At 73.9% G+C, this 14,041-nt stretch carries 10 protein-coding genes and 1 riboswitch; of the genes, 4 read left to right on the top strand and 6 right to left on the bottom strand.

What is annotated here, in order from left to right; genetic code table 11:
* Positions 1-36: 36 nt before the first annotated feature.
* From ACZ52J_RS18015 to ACZ52J_RS18005, 3 genes are read right to left on the bottom strand one after another with little or no spacing between them, the layout of a single operon-like run.
* On the bottom strand, positions 37-1,557 hold the full coding sequence (locus ACZ52J_RS18015; protein WP_465619895.1) for a precorrin-2 C(20)-methyltransferase: 1,521 nt from the start codon (positions 1,555-1,557) through the stop codon (positions 37-39).
* Positions 1,554-2,180 (bottom strand): precorrin-8X methylmutase, encoded by a 627-nt coding sequence (locus ACZ52J_RS18010; RefSeq protein ID WP_360489825.1) that lies wholly within the window; start codon positions 2,178-2,180, stop codon positions 1,554-1,556. The genes ACZ52J_RS18015 and ACZ52J_RS18010 overlap by 4 nt, the downstream gene beginning before the upstream one ends.
* Complete coding sequence (locus ACZ52J_RS18005; RefSeq protein WP_465619893.1) at positions 2,177-3,634, bottom strand: hypothetical protein; 1,458 nt, start codon at positions 3,632-3,634, stop codon at positions 2,177-2,179. Before ACZ52J_RS18005 ends, ACZ52J_RS18010 begins: the two co-directional genes overlap by 4 nt.
* A gap of 284 nt (positions 3,635-3,918) precedes the next feature.
* Positions 3,919-4,004, top strand: a riboswitch (cobalamin riboswitch).
* Between the two features lie 47 nt (positions 4,005-4,051).
* On the opposite strand from ACZ52J_RS18005, the gene ACZ52J_RS18000 reads away from it, so the two are divergent.
* From ACZ52J_RS18000 to lnt, 3 genes are all read left to right on the top strand, one after another.
* Positions 4,052-4,228 carry a hypothetical protein gene (locus ACZ52J_RS18000; protein WP_465619891.1) on the top strand — a complete coding sequence of 59 codons (177 nt, stop codon included), beginning with the start codon at positions 4,052-4,054 and terminating at the stop codon, positions 4,226-4,228.
* Complete coding sequence (cobN, locus tag ACZ52J_RS17995; RefSeq protein WP_465619889.1) at positions 4,225-7,860, top strand: cobaltochelatase subunit CobN; 3,636 nt, start codon at positions 4,225-4,227, stop codon at positions 7,858-7,860. The genes ACZ52J_RS18000 and cobN overlap by 4 nt, the downstream gene beginning before the upstream one ends.
* Before the next feature lie 121 nt (positions 7,861-7,981).
* On the top strand, positions 7,982-9,622 hold the full coding sequence (lnt, locus tag ACZ52J_RS17990; protein ID WP_465619887.1) for an apolipoprotein N-acyltransferase: 1,641 nt from the start codon (positions 7,982-7,984) through the stop codon (positions 9,620-9,622).
* Here lnt and ACZ52J_RS17985 read toward each other — a convergent pair.
* The 3 genes from ACZ52J_RS17985 to gdhA form a co-directional block, all read right to left on the bottom strand.
* Entirely contained in the window at positions 9,598-10,362 is a 765-nt protein-coding gene (locus tag ACZ52J_RS17985; protein ID WP_465619885.1) for a VOC family protein, read from the bottom strand. The genes lnt and ACZ52J_RS17985 overlap by 25 nt on opposite strands.
* A 267-nt stretch (positions 10,363-10,629) precedes the next feature.
* Positions 10,630-11,505, bottom strand: coding sequence for an AraC family transcriptional regulator (locus ACZ52J_RS17980; RefSeq protein ID WP_465619884.1), 876 nt, complete (start codon positions 11,503-11,505; stop codon positions 10,630-10,632).
* A gap of 171 nt (positions 11,506-11,676) precedes the next feature.
* Positions 11,677-13,077, bottom strand: coding sequence for an NADP-specific glutamate dehydrogenase (gdhA, locus tag ACZ52J_RS17975; RefSeq protein ID WP_465619882.1), 1,401 nt, complete (start codon positions 13,075-13,077; stop codon positions 11,677-11,679).
* A 279-nt stretch (positions 13,078-13,356) separates the two neighbouring features.
* Between gdhA and ACZ52J_RS17970 the strand changes: the two genes are divergently transcribed.
* Positions 13,357-14,016, top strand: coding sequence for a GTP cyclohydrolase II (locus tag ACZ52J_RS17970; protein WP_465619881.1), 660 nt, complete (start codon positions 13,357-13,359; stop codon positions 14,014-14,016).
* The last annotated feature ends 25 nt before the right edge of the window (positions 14,017-14,041 follow it).

The following is a 14,041-nucleotide window of genomic DNA, read 5'->3' as shown; positions in this document are numbered from 1 at the left end:
GAAATCTGTCAGCTGTCCTCTGTCATTCGTCCGCCGTCACCCCTCCGGGTATCGCCGGGGCGTCCAGACGACCTCCACGCCGCCGCCCCGCTCGACCGCCTGGGTCTGCGAGGAGCCGATCAGCAGGATCGTCCGCATGTCGACCAGCGCCGGATCCAGCTCGCCGAGCCGGACGATCCGCACCCGCTCGGTCGGCCCGCCGACGTCGCGCGCCATGACCACCGGGGTCTCCGGCGCCCGGTACTCCAGCAGCAGGTCACGGGCGAGGCCGACCTGGGTGGTGCGGGACTGCGAGCCCGGGTTGTACAGCGCGAGCACCAGGTCCGCCTCGGCGGCGGCGCGCAGCCGCTTGGCCACCACGTCCCAGGGCTTGAGCCGGTCCGAGAGCGACACCACCGCGTAGTCGTGCCCGAGCGGGGCACCGGCCCGGGAGGCGGCCGCGTGGGCGGCGGTCATCCCCGGCAGGATCCGCACCGGGACGTCCCGGTAGTCCTCCTCGCAGGCGACCTCCAGCACGGCGGTGGCCATCGCGAACACGCCCGGATCGCCCGAGGAGACCACCGCGACCCGGTGCCCGCGCCGGGCGAGGTCCAGGGCGTACTCGGCGCGCTCCGACTCCACCTTGTTGTCCGAGCCGTGCCGCCGCTGCCCGGGGCGCTCCGGCACCCGGGCCAGGTAGGTGGTGTAGCCGACCAGGTCGGTGGCCTCGGCCAGCGCGCCGCGCGCCTCGGGGGTGAGCCAGAGCGGTCCGGCCGGCCCGGTGCCGACGACGGTCACGCTGCCCACGCCGTCCGACAGCCGGACCTCGGGCTCCAGCGGCGCGACCTTGCTCGGCAGCACCGCGACCGAGAAGTACGGCACCGTCTCGCCGTCGATCTCCGCGAGCGGCGCGATGCGCTCCCCCGCCATGAAGGCCCGCTCGACGTACTGGGCGTCCGCCAGCCTCCCGGCCCGTTCCAGGGCCCGGCGGACGGTCGGGAAGGTGCGCCCCAGCTTCATGATCACGGCGGAGTCGGCCGACGCGATCCGCGCCGTCAGTTCCTCCTCGGGCAGCGTGCCGGGGATGACGGTGAGCGTCTCGTCGGCTTCGGTCAGCGGCTGTCCGAGCCGGGCCGCCGCCGCGCTGACCGAGGTCACGCCGGGCACGACCTCGGTCGGGTAGCGGTGCGCGAGGCGCTTGTGCATGTGCTGGTACGAGCCGTAGAAGAGCGGGTCGCCCTCGGCGAGGACGACGACGTCGCGCCCGGCGTCCAGGTGGGCGGCCAGCCGGGCGGCGGCCTCCTCGTAGAAGTCGTCCAGCGCGCCCCGGTAGCCGCCGGGGTGATCGGTGGTCTCGACGGTGAGCGGGTAGACCAGCTTCTCCTCGATCTGACCGCCCGTCAGGTATCGTTCGGCGATCGAGCGTGCGATGGACCGGCCGTGCCGGGCGCTGTGGTACGCCACCACGTCGGCCTTGCCGATGAGTTCGGCGGCGCGGACGGTCACCAGCGACGGGTCGCCGGGGCCGAGTCCGACGCCGTACAGCCGTCCGGCCGCGGCCTTCTGATGGTCCGTCACTCTTCTTCGCTCGCAATCGCGTTGATGGCACCGGCCGCGATCGCGCTGCCGCCGCGCCGGCCACGCACCACCAGGTGCTCCAGGCCGGACGGGTGCTCGGCCAGGGCCTGCTTGGACTCGGCGGCGCCGATGAAGCCGACCGGGACGCCGATCACCGCGGCCGGGCGCGGCGCGCCCGCCTCGATCATCTCCAGCAGCCGGAACAGCGAGGTCGGCGCGTTGCCGACGGCGACCACAGCGCCCTCCAGCCGGGGCAGCCACAGCTCCATGGCCGCGGCGCTGCGGGTGTTGCCCATCTTCCGGGCGAGTTCGGGCACCGACGGGTCGGTGAGAGTGCAGATCACCTCGTTGTCGGCGGGCAGCCGCTTGCGGGTCACCCCGCTCGCGACCATGTTGACGTCGCAGAGGATCGGCGCACCAGCGTGCAGCGCGGCGCGCGCGGAGGCGACCACGCCGGGCGAGTACACCAGGTCCTCGACCAGGTCGACCATCCCGCAGGCGTGGATCATCCGCACCGCGACCTGGGAGACGTCCGCCGGGAGGGCGGCCAGATCGGCCTCCGCGCGGATGGTGGCAAAGGACTGGCGGTAGATGGACGCGCCGTCCTTCTCGTACTCGATCACTTCGTGGTCCTCCTGGCCTCGGCGACCGCCTCGGCCATCTCCTCGTTCGACACGTCGTTCGTCAGGTCGTTCGTCACGGCATTCGTCACGCCGTTCGTCACGGCGTTCGCCACGTCACCGACCGTGGGGGCGGCCGCCGGTCCTTTCACCGTCACCCGGTAGCCGTGCCCGGTGGCGAGCACGTCCACCCACCGCCCGGCCGGGTGGCCGCAGCGCCGTTCACAGCCCGACCAGTGCACGGGCAGCGCGCCGGACCCCGCGCCGCCGCCCGCGGGCCAGGGGCCGGCGTCCAGCGCCCGGGCCGCGTCCGAGCGGACGTCGGCGAGCGACTTGGCGCACCCCGGCAGCCCGGTGCAGGCGGTGGCCCGCTCCCAGGGCGAGCCCGGCTCGGTACGGAACCCGGCCTCGGCGAGCGCGGGCAGCAGGTCGGCGGGCGCGCCGGGCAGGACCACGCCACGCCAGGGCGTCAGCCGCAACCCACCGGACGACGCGGACGACGCGGACGACGCGGACACCGAAGCCGACGCGTCCGCCGAAGCCGAGGCAGCCGCGGCCAGCGCCCGCCACTGCGCGGCGCTCGCACGGCCGAAGCGCAGGCCCACCGAGAGCCCGCCGGGGTGCGCGCCGACGGCGGGCGCCGTACCGGCGAAGGCGGGCAGCGGCACCGAGCCGGCCGGCAGCAGGTCGGGCACCTCGCGCAGGTGCCAGGCCTGGCGTCCGCTCGTCCGCAGCGCGTCCAGGAAGGAGCGGGCCGCGTCCAGCACGGCCGTCACCTCCTGTCCGGCCCGGACCGGGTGCCCGTGGCTCGACCGCCCGAGGCGCAGCACGGTGGGCCGCTCCGAAGCGGCGGCCCGCGAGCCTGCGATCAATGTCACATCGGCGTCGAGCGCGGCGACGTCGCCCCGCCCGTCGTCCAGCGCGAACAGGAACTTGCCGGAGAGCCCGGCCGCCCAGTCGCTCGCGCACAGCCGCGCGTCCAGTTCCCGCACCCAGGCCTGGACATCGGCGACATCGGCTACATCGGCAGAAGGTGCAGAAGGTGCGGAAGGTGCGGAAGGTGCGGAACCGGTGGCGTCCAGCCCGGCCAGCGGCGAGGCGACGATGTTGCGGACCCGTTCGTGGGTGTCCGAGGGCAGCAGGCCGACGGCGCGCAGCCGTTCGGCGAGGTCCGCCGCGCACTGCGAAGCCAGGCCGCGCAGTTGGACGTTGCCGCGCGAGGTGGTCTCCAATTCCCCGTCGCCCAGGGCCTCGGCGGCCTCGGCCAGCGCGAGCGCCTGACGGACCGTCAGCAGGCCGCCGGGCAGGCGGATCCGGGCCAGGGCGCCGTCGTCGGCCGGGTGCAGACGCAGCGCCCCGGGGCAGGCGTCCGCGCGCCCCCGGTCGGGCACCTCCCGGTCGGGCACGGCGGCGCCCGGCGCGGTGGCGTCGGGTGTCGGTGGCATGGCGGCGAGCATACAGATGATCCGATCGGTTGCCTCCGTCCGTTGCATCACACTCCGGCGCACCCGACGCGTGCGCCCGGCGGGCGTCCCGGGCAGTGCGAGCCCATGCGCCGGGCGGGCGTCCCGGGCAGTGCGAGCCCATGCGCCGGGCGGGCGTCCCGGGCAGTGCGAGCCCATGCGCCGGTCGGCCCGGAGTGCGCGACCGAAAGCTCACTCTCCCCCAGCTCAGCCGCACCCCGTACGATGCTGGGCGGACGGTCCTGGCGGACCGTCCGCACGCCAGCGACGGCGCAGGGGAGGAAACCGGTGCAAGCCCGGTGCGGTCCCGCCACTGTGACCGCGGTTCACCGGGAAACCGGTCGGCCGCGGGAGCCAGGAACTCCTGCCGTCCTCCACCGGCCCGGGGCGCGGACCCCGAGGAAGGCAGAAATGCACCAGCGCTGTCGCATGCCCGCGCACGCGTCCACGGCCGTCAGCACGGCCGCCCCGGCCGTCACCACGGCCGACCCTGCCGTCAGTACGACGGCTCCGGCCCGCATCCAGGCCGTCCCGGCCGACTTCACGGCCGTCCTGGCCACCCTCGAGGCCGGGAGGGCCTTCTCATGATCCTGCTGCTGTCGACGTCCGACACCGACCTGCTCAGTGCCCGCGCTTCCGAGGGCCCGGTGCGCTACCGGCTCGGCAACCCGGCCCGGCTCACCCCCGAGGACCTGCCCGCGCTGCTGGAGGGCACCGACCTCGTCGTGGTCCGCCTGCTCGGCGGGCGCCGTGCCTGGCAGGAGGGCCTGGACGCGCTGCTGGCCGGCCCCCGCCCGGTGGTGGTGCTGACCGGTGAGCAGGCCCCCGACGCCCAGCTGATGGAGCTGTCCACCGTCCCGGCCGGCATCGCCGCCGAGGCGCACGCCTACCTCGCCCACGGCGGCGCGGCCAACCTGGCCGAGCTGGGCGCCTTCCTCTCCGACACGGTCCTGCTGACCGGCCACGGCTTCGCCCCGCCCGCCTCCGCGCCGGCCTGGGGCCCGCTGGAGCGCGAGGCCCGTACGTCCGAGGGTCCGACGGTCGCAGTGCTCTACTACCGCGCCCACCACATGAGCGGCAACACCGCCTTCGTGGAGACACTCTGCCGGGCCGTCGAGGACCAGGGCGCCCGGGCCAAGGCCTACTACTGCGCCTCGCTGCGCGGCGCCGAGCCCGAGCTGCTGGCCGCGCTCGGCGAGGCCGACGCGATCGTCACCACCGTGCTCGCCGCCGGCGGCACCCGCCCGGCCGACGCGCAGGCCGGCGGCGACGAGGAGGCCTGGGACGCGGGCGCGCTCGCCGCACTGGACCGCCCGATCCTGCAGGCGCTCTGCCTGACCTGGTCCCGCGCCCAGTGGGAGAGCAGCGACGACGGCCTGTCCCCGCTGGACACCGCCACCCAGATCGCCGTGCCGGAGTTCGACGGCCGCCTGATCACCGTCCCGTTCTCCTTCAAGGAACTGGACGAGGACGGCCTGACCGTCTACGCCGCCGACCCGGAGCGCGCCGCCCGGGTGGCCGGCACCGCCGTCAGCCACGCCCGGCTGCGGTACGTCCCGGCCGCCGAGCGCCGCCTCGCGCTGGTGCTGTCCGCGTACCCGACCAAGCACGCCCGGGTCGGCAACGCCGTCGGCCTGGACACCCCCGCCAGCGCCGTCCGCCTGCTGCACCGGCTGCGCGAGGAGGGCATGGACCTCGGGGACAGCCTGCCCGGCCTGGACGAGGGCACCGAGGAGGGCCACGAGGGCGACGCGATCATCCACGCCCTGATCGCAGCCGGCGGCTACGACCAGGACTGGCTCACCGAGGACCAGCTGGCCCGCAACCCGGTGCGCATCCCCGCCGCCGACTACCGCCGCTGGTACGCCACCCTCCCCCAGGCCCTGCGCGAGCAGGTCGAGGAGCACTGGGGCCCGGCCCCCGGCGAGTTGTACGTCGACCGCTCGCAGAACCCGGACGGCGACATCGTGCTGGCCGCGATCCGCTCCGGGAACCTGCTGGTCCTGATCCAGCCGCCGCGCGGCTTCGGCGAGAACCCGGTCGCGATCTACCACGACCCCGACCTGCCGCCGAGCCACCACTACCTGGCCGCCTACCGCTGGATCGAGGCCGCGCAGGAGGACGGCGGCTTCGGCGCCCACGCCGTCATCCACCTCGGCAAGCACGGCAACCTGGAGTGGCTGCCCGGCAAGACCGCCGCGCTGTCCGCCGAGTGCGGCCCGGACGCCGTCCTCGGCAACCTCCCGCTGGTCTACCCCTTCCTGGTCAACGACCCGGGCGAGGGCACCCAGGCCAAGCGCCGCGCCCACGCCACGCTGGTCGACCACCTCGTCCCGCCGATGGCCCGCGCCGACTCCTACGGCGACATCGCGCGCCTGGAGCAGCTGCTGGACGAGCACTCCAACATCGCCGCGATGGACCCGGCCAAGCTGCCCGCCATCCGCGCCCAGATCTGGACCCTGATCCAGGCGGCCAAGCTCGACCACGACCTCGGCCTGGACGAGCGCCCCGAGGACGACGGCTTCGACGACTTCCTGCTGCACGTCGACGGCTGGCTCTGCGAGGTCAAGGACGCCCAGATCCGCGACGGCCTGCACGTCCTCGGCCAGGCGCCGACCGGGACCGACCGGGTCAACATCGTGCTCGCCATCCTGCGCGCCCGGCAGATCTGGGGCGGCGTCAGCGCACTGCCCGGCCTGCGCGAGGCGCTCGGCCTGGACGAGGCCGCGCTGACGCTCGGCGCCACCGACGCGGCCGAGGCCGAGGCCCGCGCCCTGGTCGAGGCGATGGAGGCGGCGGACTGGGCGCCCGAGGCGGTCGAGAAGGTCACCGCCGACCTGCCGGAGACCGTCCAGGAGGCCGTCCGGGCGGTGCTGGCCTTCGCCGCCGCCCAGGTGGTGCCGCGCCTGGCCGCGACCACCGACGAGCTGGACGCGGTGCTGCACGCGCTGCAGGGCGGCTTCGTCCCGGCCGGCCCGTCCGGATCGCCGCTGCGCGGCCTGGTCAACGTCCTGCCGACCGGCCGCAACTTCTACTCGGTCGACCCGAAGGCCGTCCCCAGCAAGCTCGCCTGGGAGACCGGCCAGGCGCTCGCCGCCTCGCTGATCGAGCGGTACACCGCCGACAACGACGGCGCCTACCCGCCCTCGGTCGGCCTCTCGCTCTGGGGCACCAGCGCGATGCGCACCGCCGGCGACGACATCGCCGAGGCCTTCGCCCTGCTCGGCGTCCGCCCGGTCTGGGACGAGGCCTCCCGCCGGGTCACCGGCCTGGAGCCGATCCCGCTGGAGGAGCTGGGCCGCCCGCGCATCGACGTGACGCTGCGCATCTCCGGCTTCTTCCGCGACGCCTTCCCGCACGTCGTCGCCCTACTGGACGACGCGGTGCGCCTGGCCGCCGCGCAGGAGGAGGCCGACGAGCAGAACTTCGTCCGGGCCCACGTCCGGGCCGACGTGGCCGTCCACGGCGACGAGCGCAAGGCCACCGTCCGCGTCTTCGGCTCCCGCCCGGGCACGTACGGGGCCGGCCTGCTCCAGCTGATCGACAGCCGGGACTGGCGCACCGACGCCGACCTCGCCGAGGTGTACACCGTCTGGGGCGGCTACGCGTACGGGCGCGGGTTGGACGGGCGGCCGGCCCGCGAGGAGATGGAGACCGCGTACAAGCGGATCACCGTCGCCGCGAAGAACACCGACACCCGCGAGCACGACATCGCCGACTCGGACGACTACTTCCAGTACCACGGCGGCATGGTGGCCACCGTCCGCGCCCTCACCGGCAAGGCGCCGACCGCCTACATCGGCGACTCCACCCGCCCGGAGACGGTCCGCACCCGGACGCTGACCGAGGAGGCCGCCCGCGTCTTCCGTGCCCGCGTGGTCAACCCGCGCTGGATCGAGGCGATGCGCCGGCACGGCTACAAGGGCGCCTTCGAGATGGCCGCGACGGTCGACTACCTGTTCGGCTACGACGCCACCACGGGCGTGGTCGCGGACTGGATGTACGAGAAGCTGACCCAGGAGTACGTGCTCGACCCGGTCAACCGGGAGTTCCTCGCGGGCGCCAACCCGTGGGCGCTGCACGGGATCAGCGAACGCCTGCTGGAGGCGGCGAGCCGCGGGCTGTGGGAGCAGCCGGACCCGGAGCTGATCGCCCAGCTGCAGGCCGCGTTCCTGGAGACCGAGGGGGACCTGGAGGGCGGCGAGGGCGGCGAGGGCTGAGGCCCGCCGTTCCGGCGCCCGTTCGAAAGGTGGGTCGCCACCGCCCTGTTGGTGTTCCCGTCGTCCATTCGGGTGACGGGAACACTGGTGGGCTACGCCGTCCAAGCGGACAATACGGGGCATGTCGCGCCGCATCGGTCCCACCAGCCCAGCCCTGAGCACGACCCCCACAGCCGAGGCCGGGAAAGCGGAGGACGCGGAGAAGAACGAGGAACGGGAGCAACGGGAGCAGGCTGAGCCGCGCGCGCCGCACCGGTACCGGGCGCGGCTCGGCGCACTGGCGGCCGGGGCCGTGCCGGTGCTCGCGTTCCCGGCGCCCGGGCAGGCCTGGCTCGCCTGGGTCGCCCTCGTCCCGGGGCTGCTGCTCGCGCAGCGGGCGCCGTCGGGGCGGGAGGCCGCGGTGCGCGGGTGGTGGTTCGGGGCGGGGTTCATCCTGACCGCGATGTACTGGCTGGTGCCCTCCGTCGGACCGGCGCTGCCGGTGCTCGCCGTGCTGTTCGGGGCGCTGCAGGCGCCGCTCGGGTACGCGGTGCACCGGCTGCTGCGCCCGCCGCTGACCACCCGTCGGGCGCTGCTCGCGCTGCTGGTCGTCCCCGCGGTGTGGGTGAGCACCGAGTACGCGCGGTCCTGGCACGCGCTCGGCGGGCCGTGGGCGCTGCTCGGCGCCACCCAGTGGCAGCACCCGGCGATCCTCGGACTCGCCTCGGCGGGCGGGATCTGGCTGGTCAGCGCGGCGGTGGCGGCGGTGAACACCGGGGTGCTGATCGTGCTGACCTCGGTGCACTGGCGGCCGCGGGCCGTCGCGGCCTCGGCGGCGGTGCTGGTCCTGGCCTCCGGTCCGCTGCTGTTCGCGCTGCGCGAGGCACCGGCCGGGGCCGGGGCGGTCACGGCGGCGCTGGTCCAGCCCGGCATCGTCGAGGACCCGCAGGCCCGCTTCGACGCGAGCGCCCGGGCCACCGCGGACCTGGTCGGTCAGCCGGTGGACCTGGTGGTGTGGGGCGAGAGCAGCACCACCGCCGACCTCGACCGCGACCCGGCCGCCCTGGACGCCCTGCGCCGGCTCGCCGTCACCACCGGCGCCGAGGTGATGGCCGGGGAGGACGCCCGCAAGGCGGACGGGCGGATCTCCAAGGACGCGGTGCTGGTCTCCCCGGCGGGCGTGGTGGACCGCTACCGAAAGATCCGGCTGGTGCCGTTCGGCGAGTACATCCCGCTGCGACCGGTGCTCGGCTGGATCGCCGGGGTCAGTCGGGCGGCGGGCGAGAACCGCGCGCCCGGCACCGCCTTCCACGTGCTGCCGGCCACCGACCGGACGGGCGCACCGCTGCCGGTCGGAGCGCTGATCTGCTTCGAGTCGGCCTTCCCCGACATGGCCCGCACCGCCGCGCGGGACGGCGCCCGGGTGCTGGTCTACCAGTCCTCGACCTCGACGTTCCAGCACACCTGGGCGCCCGAGCAGCACGTCTCGCTGGCGGCGATCCGCGCCGCCGAGACCGGGCGGCCGGCCGTCCAGGCCTCGCTGACCGGCGTCTCGGCGGCCTTCGACGGCCAGGGCCGGGAGCTCGCCCGGCTCGGCACCGACGGCACCGGCACACTGACCGTCCGGCTGCCGCTCACCGCGCCCGACACGCTGACCTGGTACGACCGCGTCGGCGACGTGGTGCCGGCGGGAGCGCTGCTGATCACGGCGGGGGCCGCGGTGGCGGGACGGCGCCCGCGCGCCGCCCGGCGCCCGGCTCAGCCCTCGGCGGGGGCGCGGTAGATGCCGAAGGCGGCGCCCTGCGGATCGCGCAGCACGGCGATCCGCCGACCGCCCGCCATCGAGAAGGCGGGCATCAGCACGTCCCCGCCCAGGGCCACCGCCCGGCTGACGGTGAGGTCGGCGTCGGCGCACGAGAAGTACGGCAGCCAGTGCGGCGGCACCTCCGGCGGGAAGCCCTCGTCCATCACCAGCATGCCGCCGAAGTCCTGACCGGCCAGGCCCCACTGGGTGTAGTGCTCGGAGGGCGCGACGGACCAGCCGAAGACCGCCGGGTAGAAGGCGGTCGCGCCGGCCGGGTCGCGCGTGAGCAGTTCCACCCAGCCGAGCGAGCCCGGCTCGTTGAACACCCCGGCGCCCTTGAAGGCGCCGGCCTGCCAGAGGACGAACACCGCGTGGGAGCGGTCGGCGGCCACCGCGAACCGGCCGTGGTCGCGCACGTCGGTGGGCTCCTTCAGGAGGGTGCCGCCGGCGTCCACGATCCTCGCCGCGGTGGCGTCGGCGTCGGCGACCGCGAAGCAGACCGTCCAGGCCGTCGGCTGCCCCGGCGCGTAGCGCGGGGTGATCGCGGCGACCGGGGTGTCCTTCAGGAGCATCCGGATGTAGTCGCCGTCCTCGGGGCGCCCGCCGTCGTCCTCCAGCCAGCCGAACAGCTCGCGGTAGAAGGCCCTGGCGGCGGCCGGGTCGGCGGTGCCCAGCTCGACCCAGCAGGGCGCGTCGGTGGTCACGGAGGTCTGCTTCATGGCGTCTGCTCTCCAGCTCGTTCTCGGCCCCCGGCCCTTCCCGCCCAGGATGCGGGGCGGGAAGGGCCGGGGACGGACGCTGGTGGGCCGAACGGGGGCGGGCGGAGGGCTGACGAATGACAGATGACAGATGACAGATGACAGCTGACAGATTTCGAAATCTGTCAGCTGTCATCTATTGAACGTCATCTGTCAGTTGTCAGCTGTCCACCCTCGGGCCGCCGGGAGGGCAGCCCCTCAGACCGCAGGCCGCCCGGCCGCAGCCCGTCAGCTCCGCAGAGCCCGCGACACCGGGATCCAGAGCTCCGCCTCGGCGTCGGCCGCCCCCGGGACGAAGCGGGTCTGCAGGATCTCCGGGCCCGGCCGGGCCTCGTACGGGTTGGACGGGAACCACTGGCCGGCCACGTCCCCCCACATCTCCTGCAGCGCCTGCGGGAACGGCCCGGTGTTGCGGAACACCGCCCAGGTACCGGCCGGCACCTCGAGCACGTCCAGGTCCTCCGGGACGACGACGTCCTCGCGCGCCACCACCGCGTGCCAGTAGGTGAGTTCGGACCCCTCCTCGCGGTTCGGCGAGTAGTCGTCGGTCACCGACACGATGCCGGCCGGGTCCGGCCCGGTGAGGGCCGTGATCCGCTCGACGGCCTCCTGGCCGAGCCCCTTGATGAACTCGGCGATCCCCGGGTTGACCCCCTGGTAGATCAGGGTGACCCGGGCCTTCCTGCCGACGATCCGGAAGTCCGGCTTCTCGACGATTCGGTATTCCATGCTGCTGCTTCCTTCCACGACGAGTCGGAAGGACATCCGGGGCTGGGAGGTGAGCACCGCACCGTCGCGCCGGGCCTCCCCCGGCCCGACCCCGTGCATCGCCCGGAACGCCCGGGCGAAGGCCTCGCCCGAGGTGTACCCGTACCGGACCGCGATGTCGAGCAACGTCCGCTCGCCGTCGAGGACTTCGGCCCCCGCGACGGTCAGCCGCCGGCGCCGGACGTACTCCGACAGCGGTATCCCGGCGAGCATCGAGAACAGCCGCCGGAAGTGGTACTCCGACGTCATCGCGATCCTCGCCAGCTCGGCCACGTCGACCTCGCCGTCCAGCTGCCGTTCGATGTGCTCCATCGCCCGGTTCAGGTGCTCCAGCATCCCAGCCCCGTCCTTCCTTGCTGATCACCGTAGGAAGGACCCACCCTGCCGTACCCGACAATCGGTGCCCGCTCCGGTCGGGTACCGATTGCCGGGTGCCGATCGCCGGTACCGATCTCCGGATGCCGATCGCCGGATGCCGATCGCCGGGTCAGCGGCGGGAGAGGCTGGTCAGACCAGGCCCTGGGCCAGCATCGCGTCCGCGACCAACTCGAAGCCCGCGATGTTGGCGCCCACCACGTAGTCGCCGGGGTGGGCGTAGCGCTCGGCGGTGGTGAAGCAGGAGTCGTGGATGTGCTTCATGATCCCGGCCAGCCGTTCCTCGGTGTGCTGGAAGGTCCAGGAGTCGCGCGAGGCGTTCTGCTGCATCTCCAGCGCACTGGTCGCGACGCCGCCCGCGTTCGCCGCCTTGCCCGGGCCGAAGGCCACCCTGGCCTCCTGGAACACCCGCACCGCTTCCGGCGTGGTGGGCATGTTGGCGCCCTCGGCGACCGCGAGCACGCCGCTCCGCACCAGCGCGAGCGCGTCGGCCTCGGTCAGCTCGTTCTGGGTGGCGCAGGGCAGCGCGACCTCGCAGGGCACGCTCCACACACTTGGTCCCTCGACGAACCGGACGTGGCTGCCGCGCAGTTCGGCGTACTCGGACACCCGGCCGCGCCGGACCTCCTTGACCTCCTTGAGCAGATCGAGGTCGATGCCCTTCTCGTCCACCACGTAGCCGGAGGAGTCGGAGGCGGTCAGCACCGTCGCGCCGAGCTGCTGCGCCTTCTCGATCGCGTAGAGCGCGACGTTGCCGGAGCCGGAGACGACCACCCGGCGTCCGTCCAGGCTCTCGCCGCGGCTGTGCAGCATCTCGGCGGTGAACAGCACGCAGCCGTAGCCGGTGGCCTCGGTCCTGACCTGCGCGCCGCCCCAGCCGAGGCCCTTGCCGGTGAGCACGCCGGACTCGTAGCGGTTGGTGATCCGCTTGTACTGGCCGAAGAGGTAGCCGATCTCGCGGCCGCCGACGCCGATGTCTCCGGCCGGCACGTCGGTGTGCTCACCGAGGTGGCGGTGGAGCTCGGTCATGAAGGACTGACAGAACCTCATGATCTCGGCGTCCGAGCGGCCCTTGGGGTCGAAGTCGGCGCCACCCTTGCCGCCGCCGATCGACAGCCCGGTGAGCGCGTTCTTGAAGATCTGCTCGAAGCCGAGGAACTTGACGATGCCGAGGTTGACCGAGGGGTGGAAGCGCAGCCCGCCCTTGTACGGGCCGAGGGCGCTGCTGAACTCCACCCGGAAGCCGCGGTTGACGTGGATGTCGCCGGAGTCGTCCGTCCACGGCACCCGGAACATCAGCTGCCGCTCGGGCTCGCAGATCCGCTCGATGATCCGGGCGTCGAGGAGTTCGGGCCGGTGGGCGAGCACCGGGGCCAGGGTCTCCAGCACCTCGTGGACGGCCTGGTGGAACTCCGTCTCGCCCTTGTTGCGGCGGACCACGTCCGCGTAAAGGGCCTCGACCGCCCGCTGTTCGGCGTCGAAGCGCGGCCGGATCGCGGTGTCGGGGGTGGAGGCGGGGCGGCTCATGGGCATCTGATCAGGACCTTCCGTCGTTGTCGGTGGTCGTGCGCGGGCGTTCCCGTGCCCAGGAAACGGGGGAAGTCTCGCAGTGTCCACCCCCTCGTCCACGCGCCATCCACATGGTGGAAGCCGGCGGGGAACGGTCGCGGGAACAGACGGGGCGGGGCGGGTGTTCTGCGCCTCGTGATCGCGGCGGGCACCGTCGGTATCCAGTTGTTCAAATTGGAACTACCGAGTACGGTCGACATCCGATCCAGCCCGGTCCACCCCTGATCGACGGAGGCCCGTTCCATGCCGCTGCCCGGCCCCACCACGGTGCGTTCGCGCGTGCGCATCCCGCTGACCTTCCCCGACGGCTACCGCGCCGAGGCGGAGGTCTTCACCTTCCACGGCCTCGCCGACGGCGCCGAGCACCTCACACTCGCCCTCGGCACGGTCCCCGAAGGCGGGACGCCGCTGGTGCGACTGCACTCCGAGTGCCTGACCGGGGACGTCTTCGGCTCGGACCGCTGCGACTGCGGGCCGCAGCTGCGCGAGGCGGTGGAGCGGATCAGCGAGGCCGGCGGGTACCTGCTCTACCTGCGCCAGGAGGGCCGGGGCATCGGGCTCTACAACAAGCTCGACGCGTACGCCCTGCAGGACTCCGGGTTGGACACGTACGACGCCAACACCGCGCTCGGCCTGCCCGAGGACGGCCGGGACTACACCGCCGCCGCCCAGATGCTCACCGCGCTCGGCGTCACGGACGCGACGGGCGCGGCAGACGGGACAGGCGGCATCGACCTGCTGAGCAACAACCCGGACAAGGCGGCGCAGTTGGCCGACCTCGGGATCATCGTGCGGCGCCGGGTGCCGACGGGCGTACACCTGTCGGCGAGCAACGTCCGGTACCTGACGGCGAAGGTGGAGCGGACGGGGCACTCGATCGAGCTCTCCCGACTGGTCGGCTGAACACCCTGCCCGAGAACGGCCGGTC

This window comes from Kitasatospora sp. NPDC034035, assembly GCF_055575755.1.
This window is presented reverse-complemented; position numbering and strand designations above follow the sequence as displayed.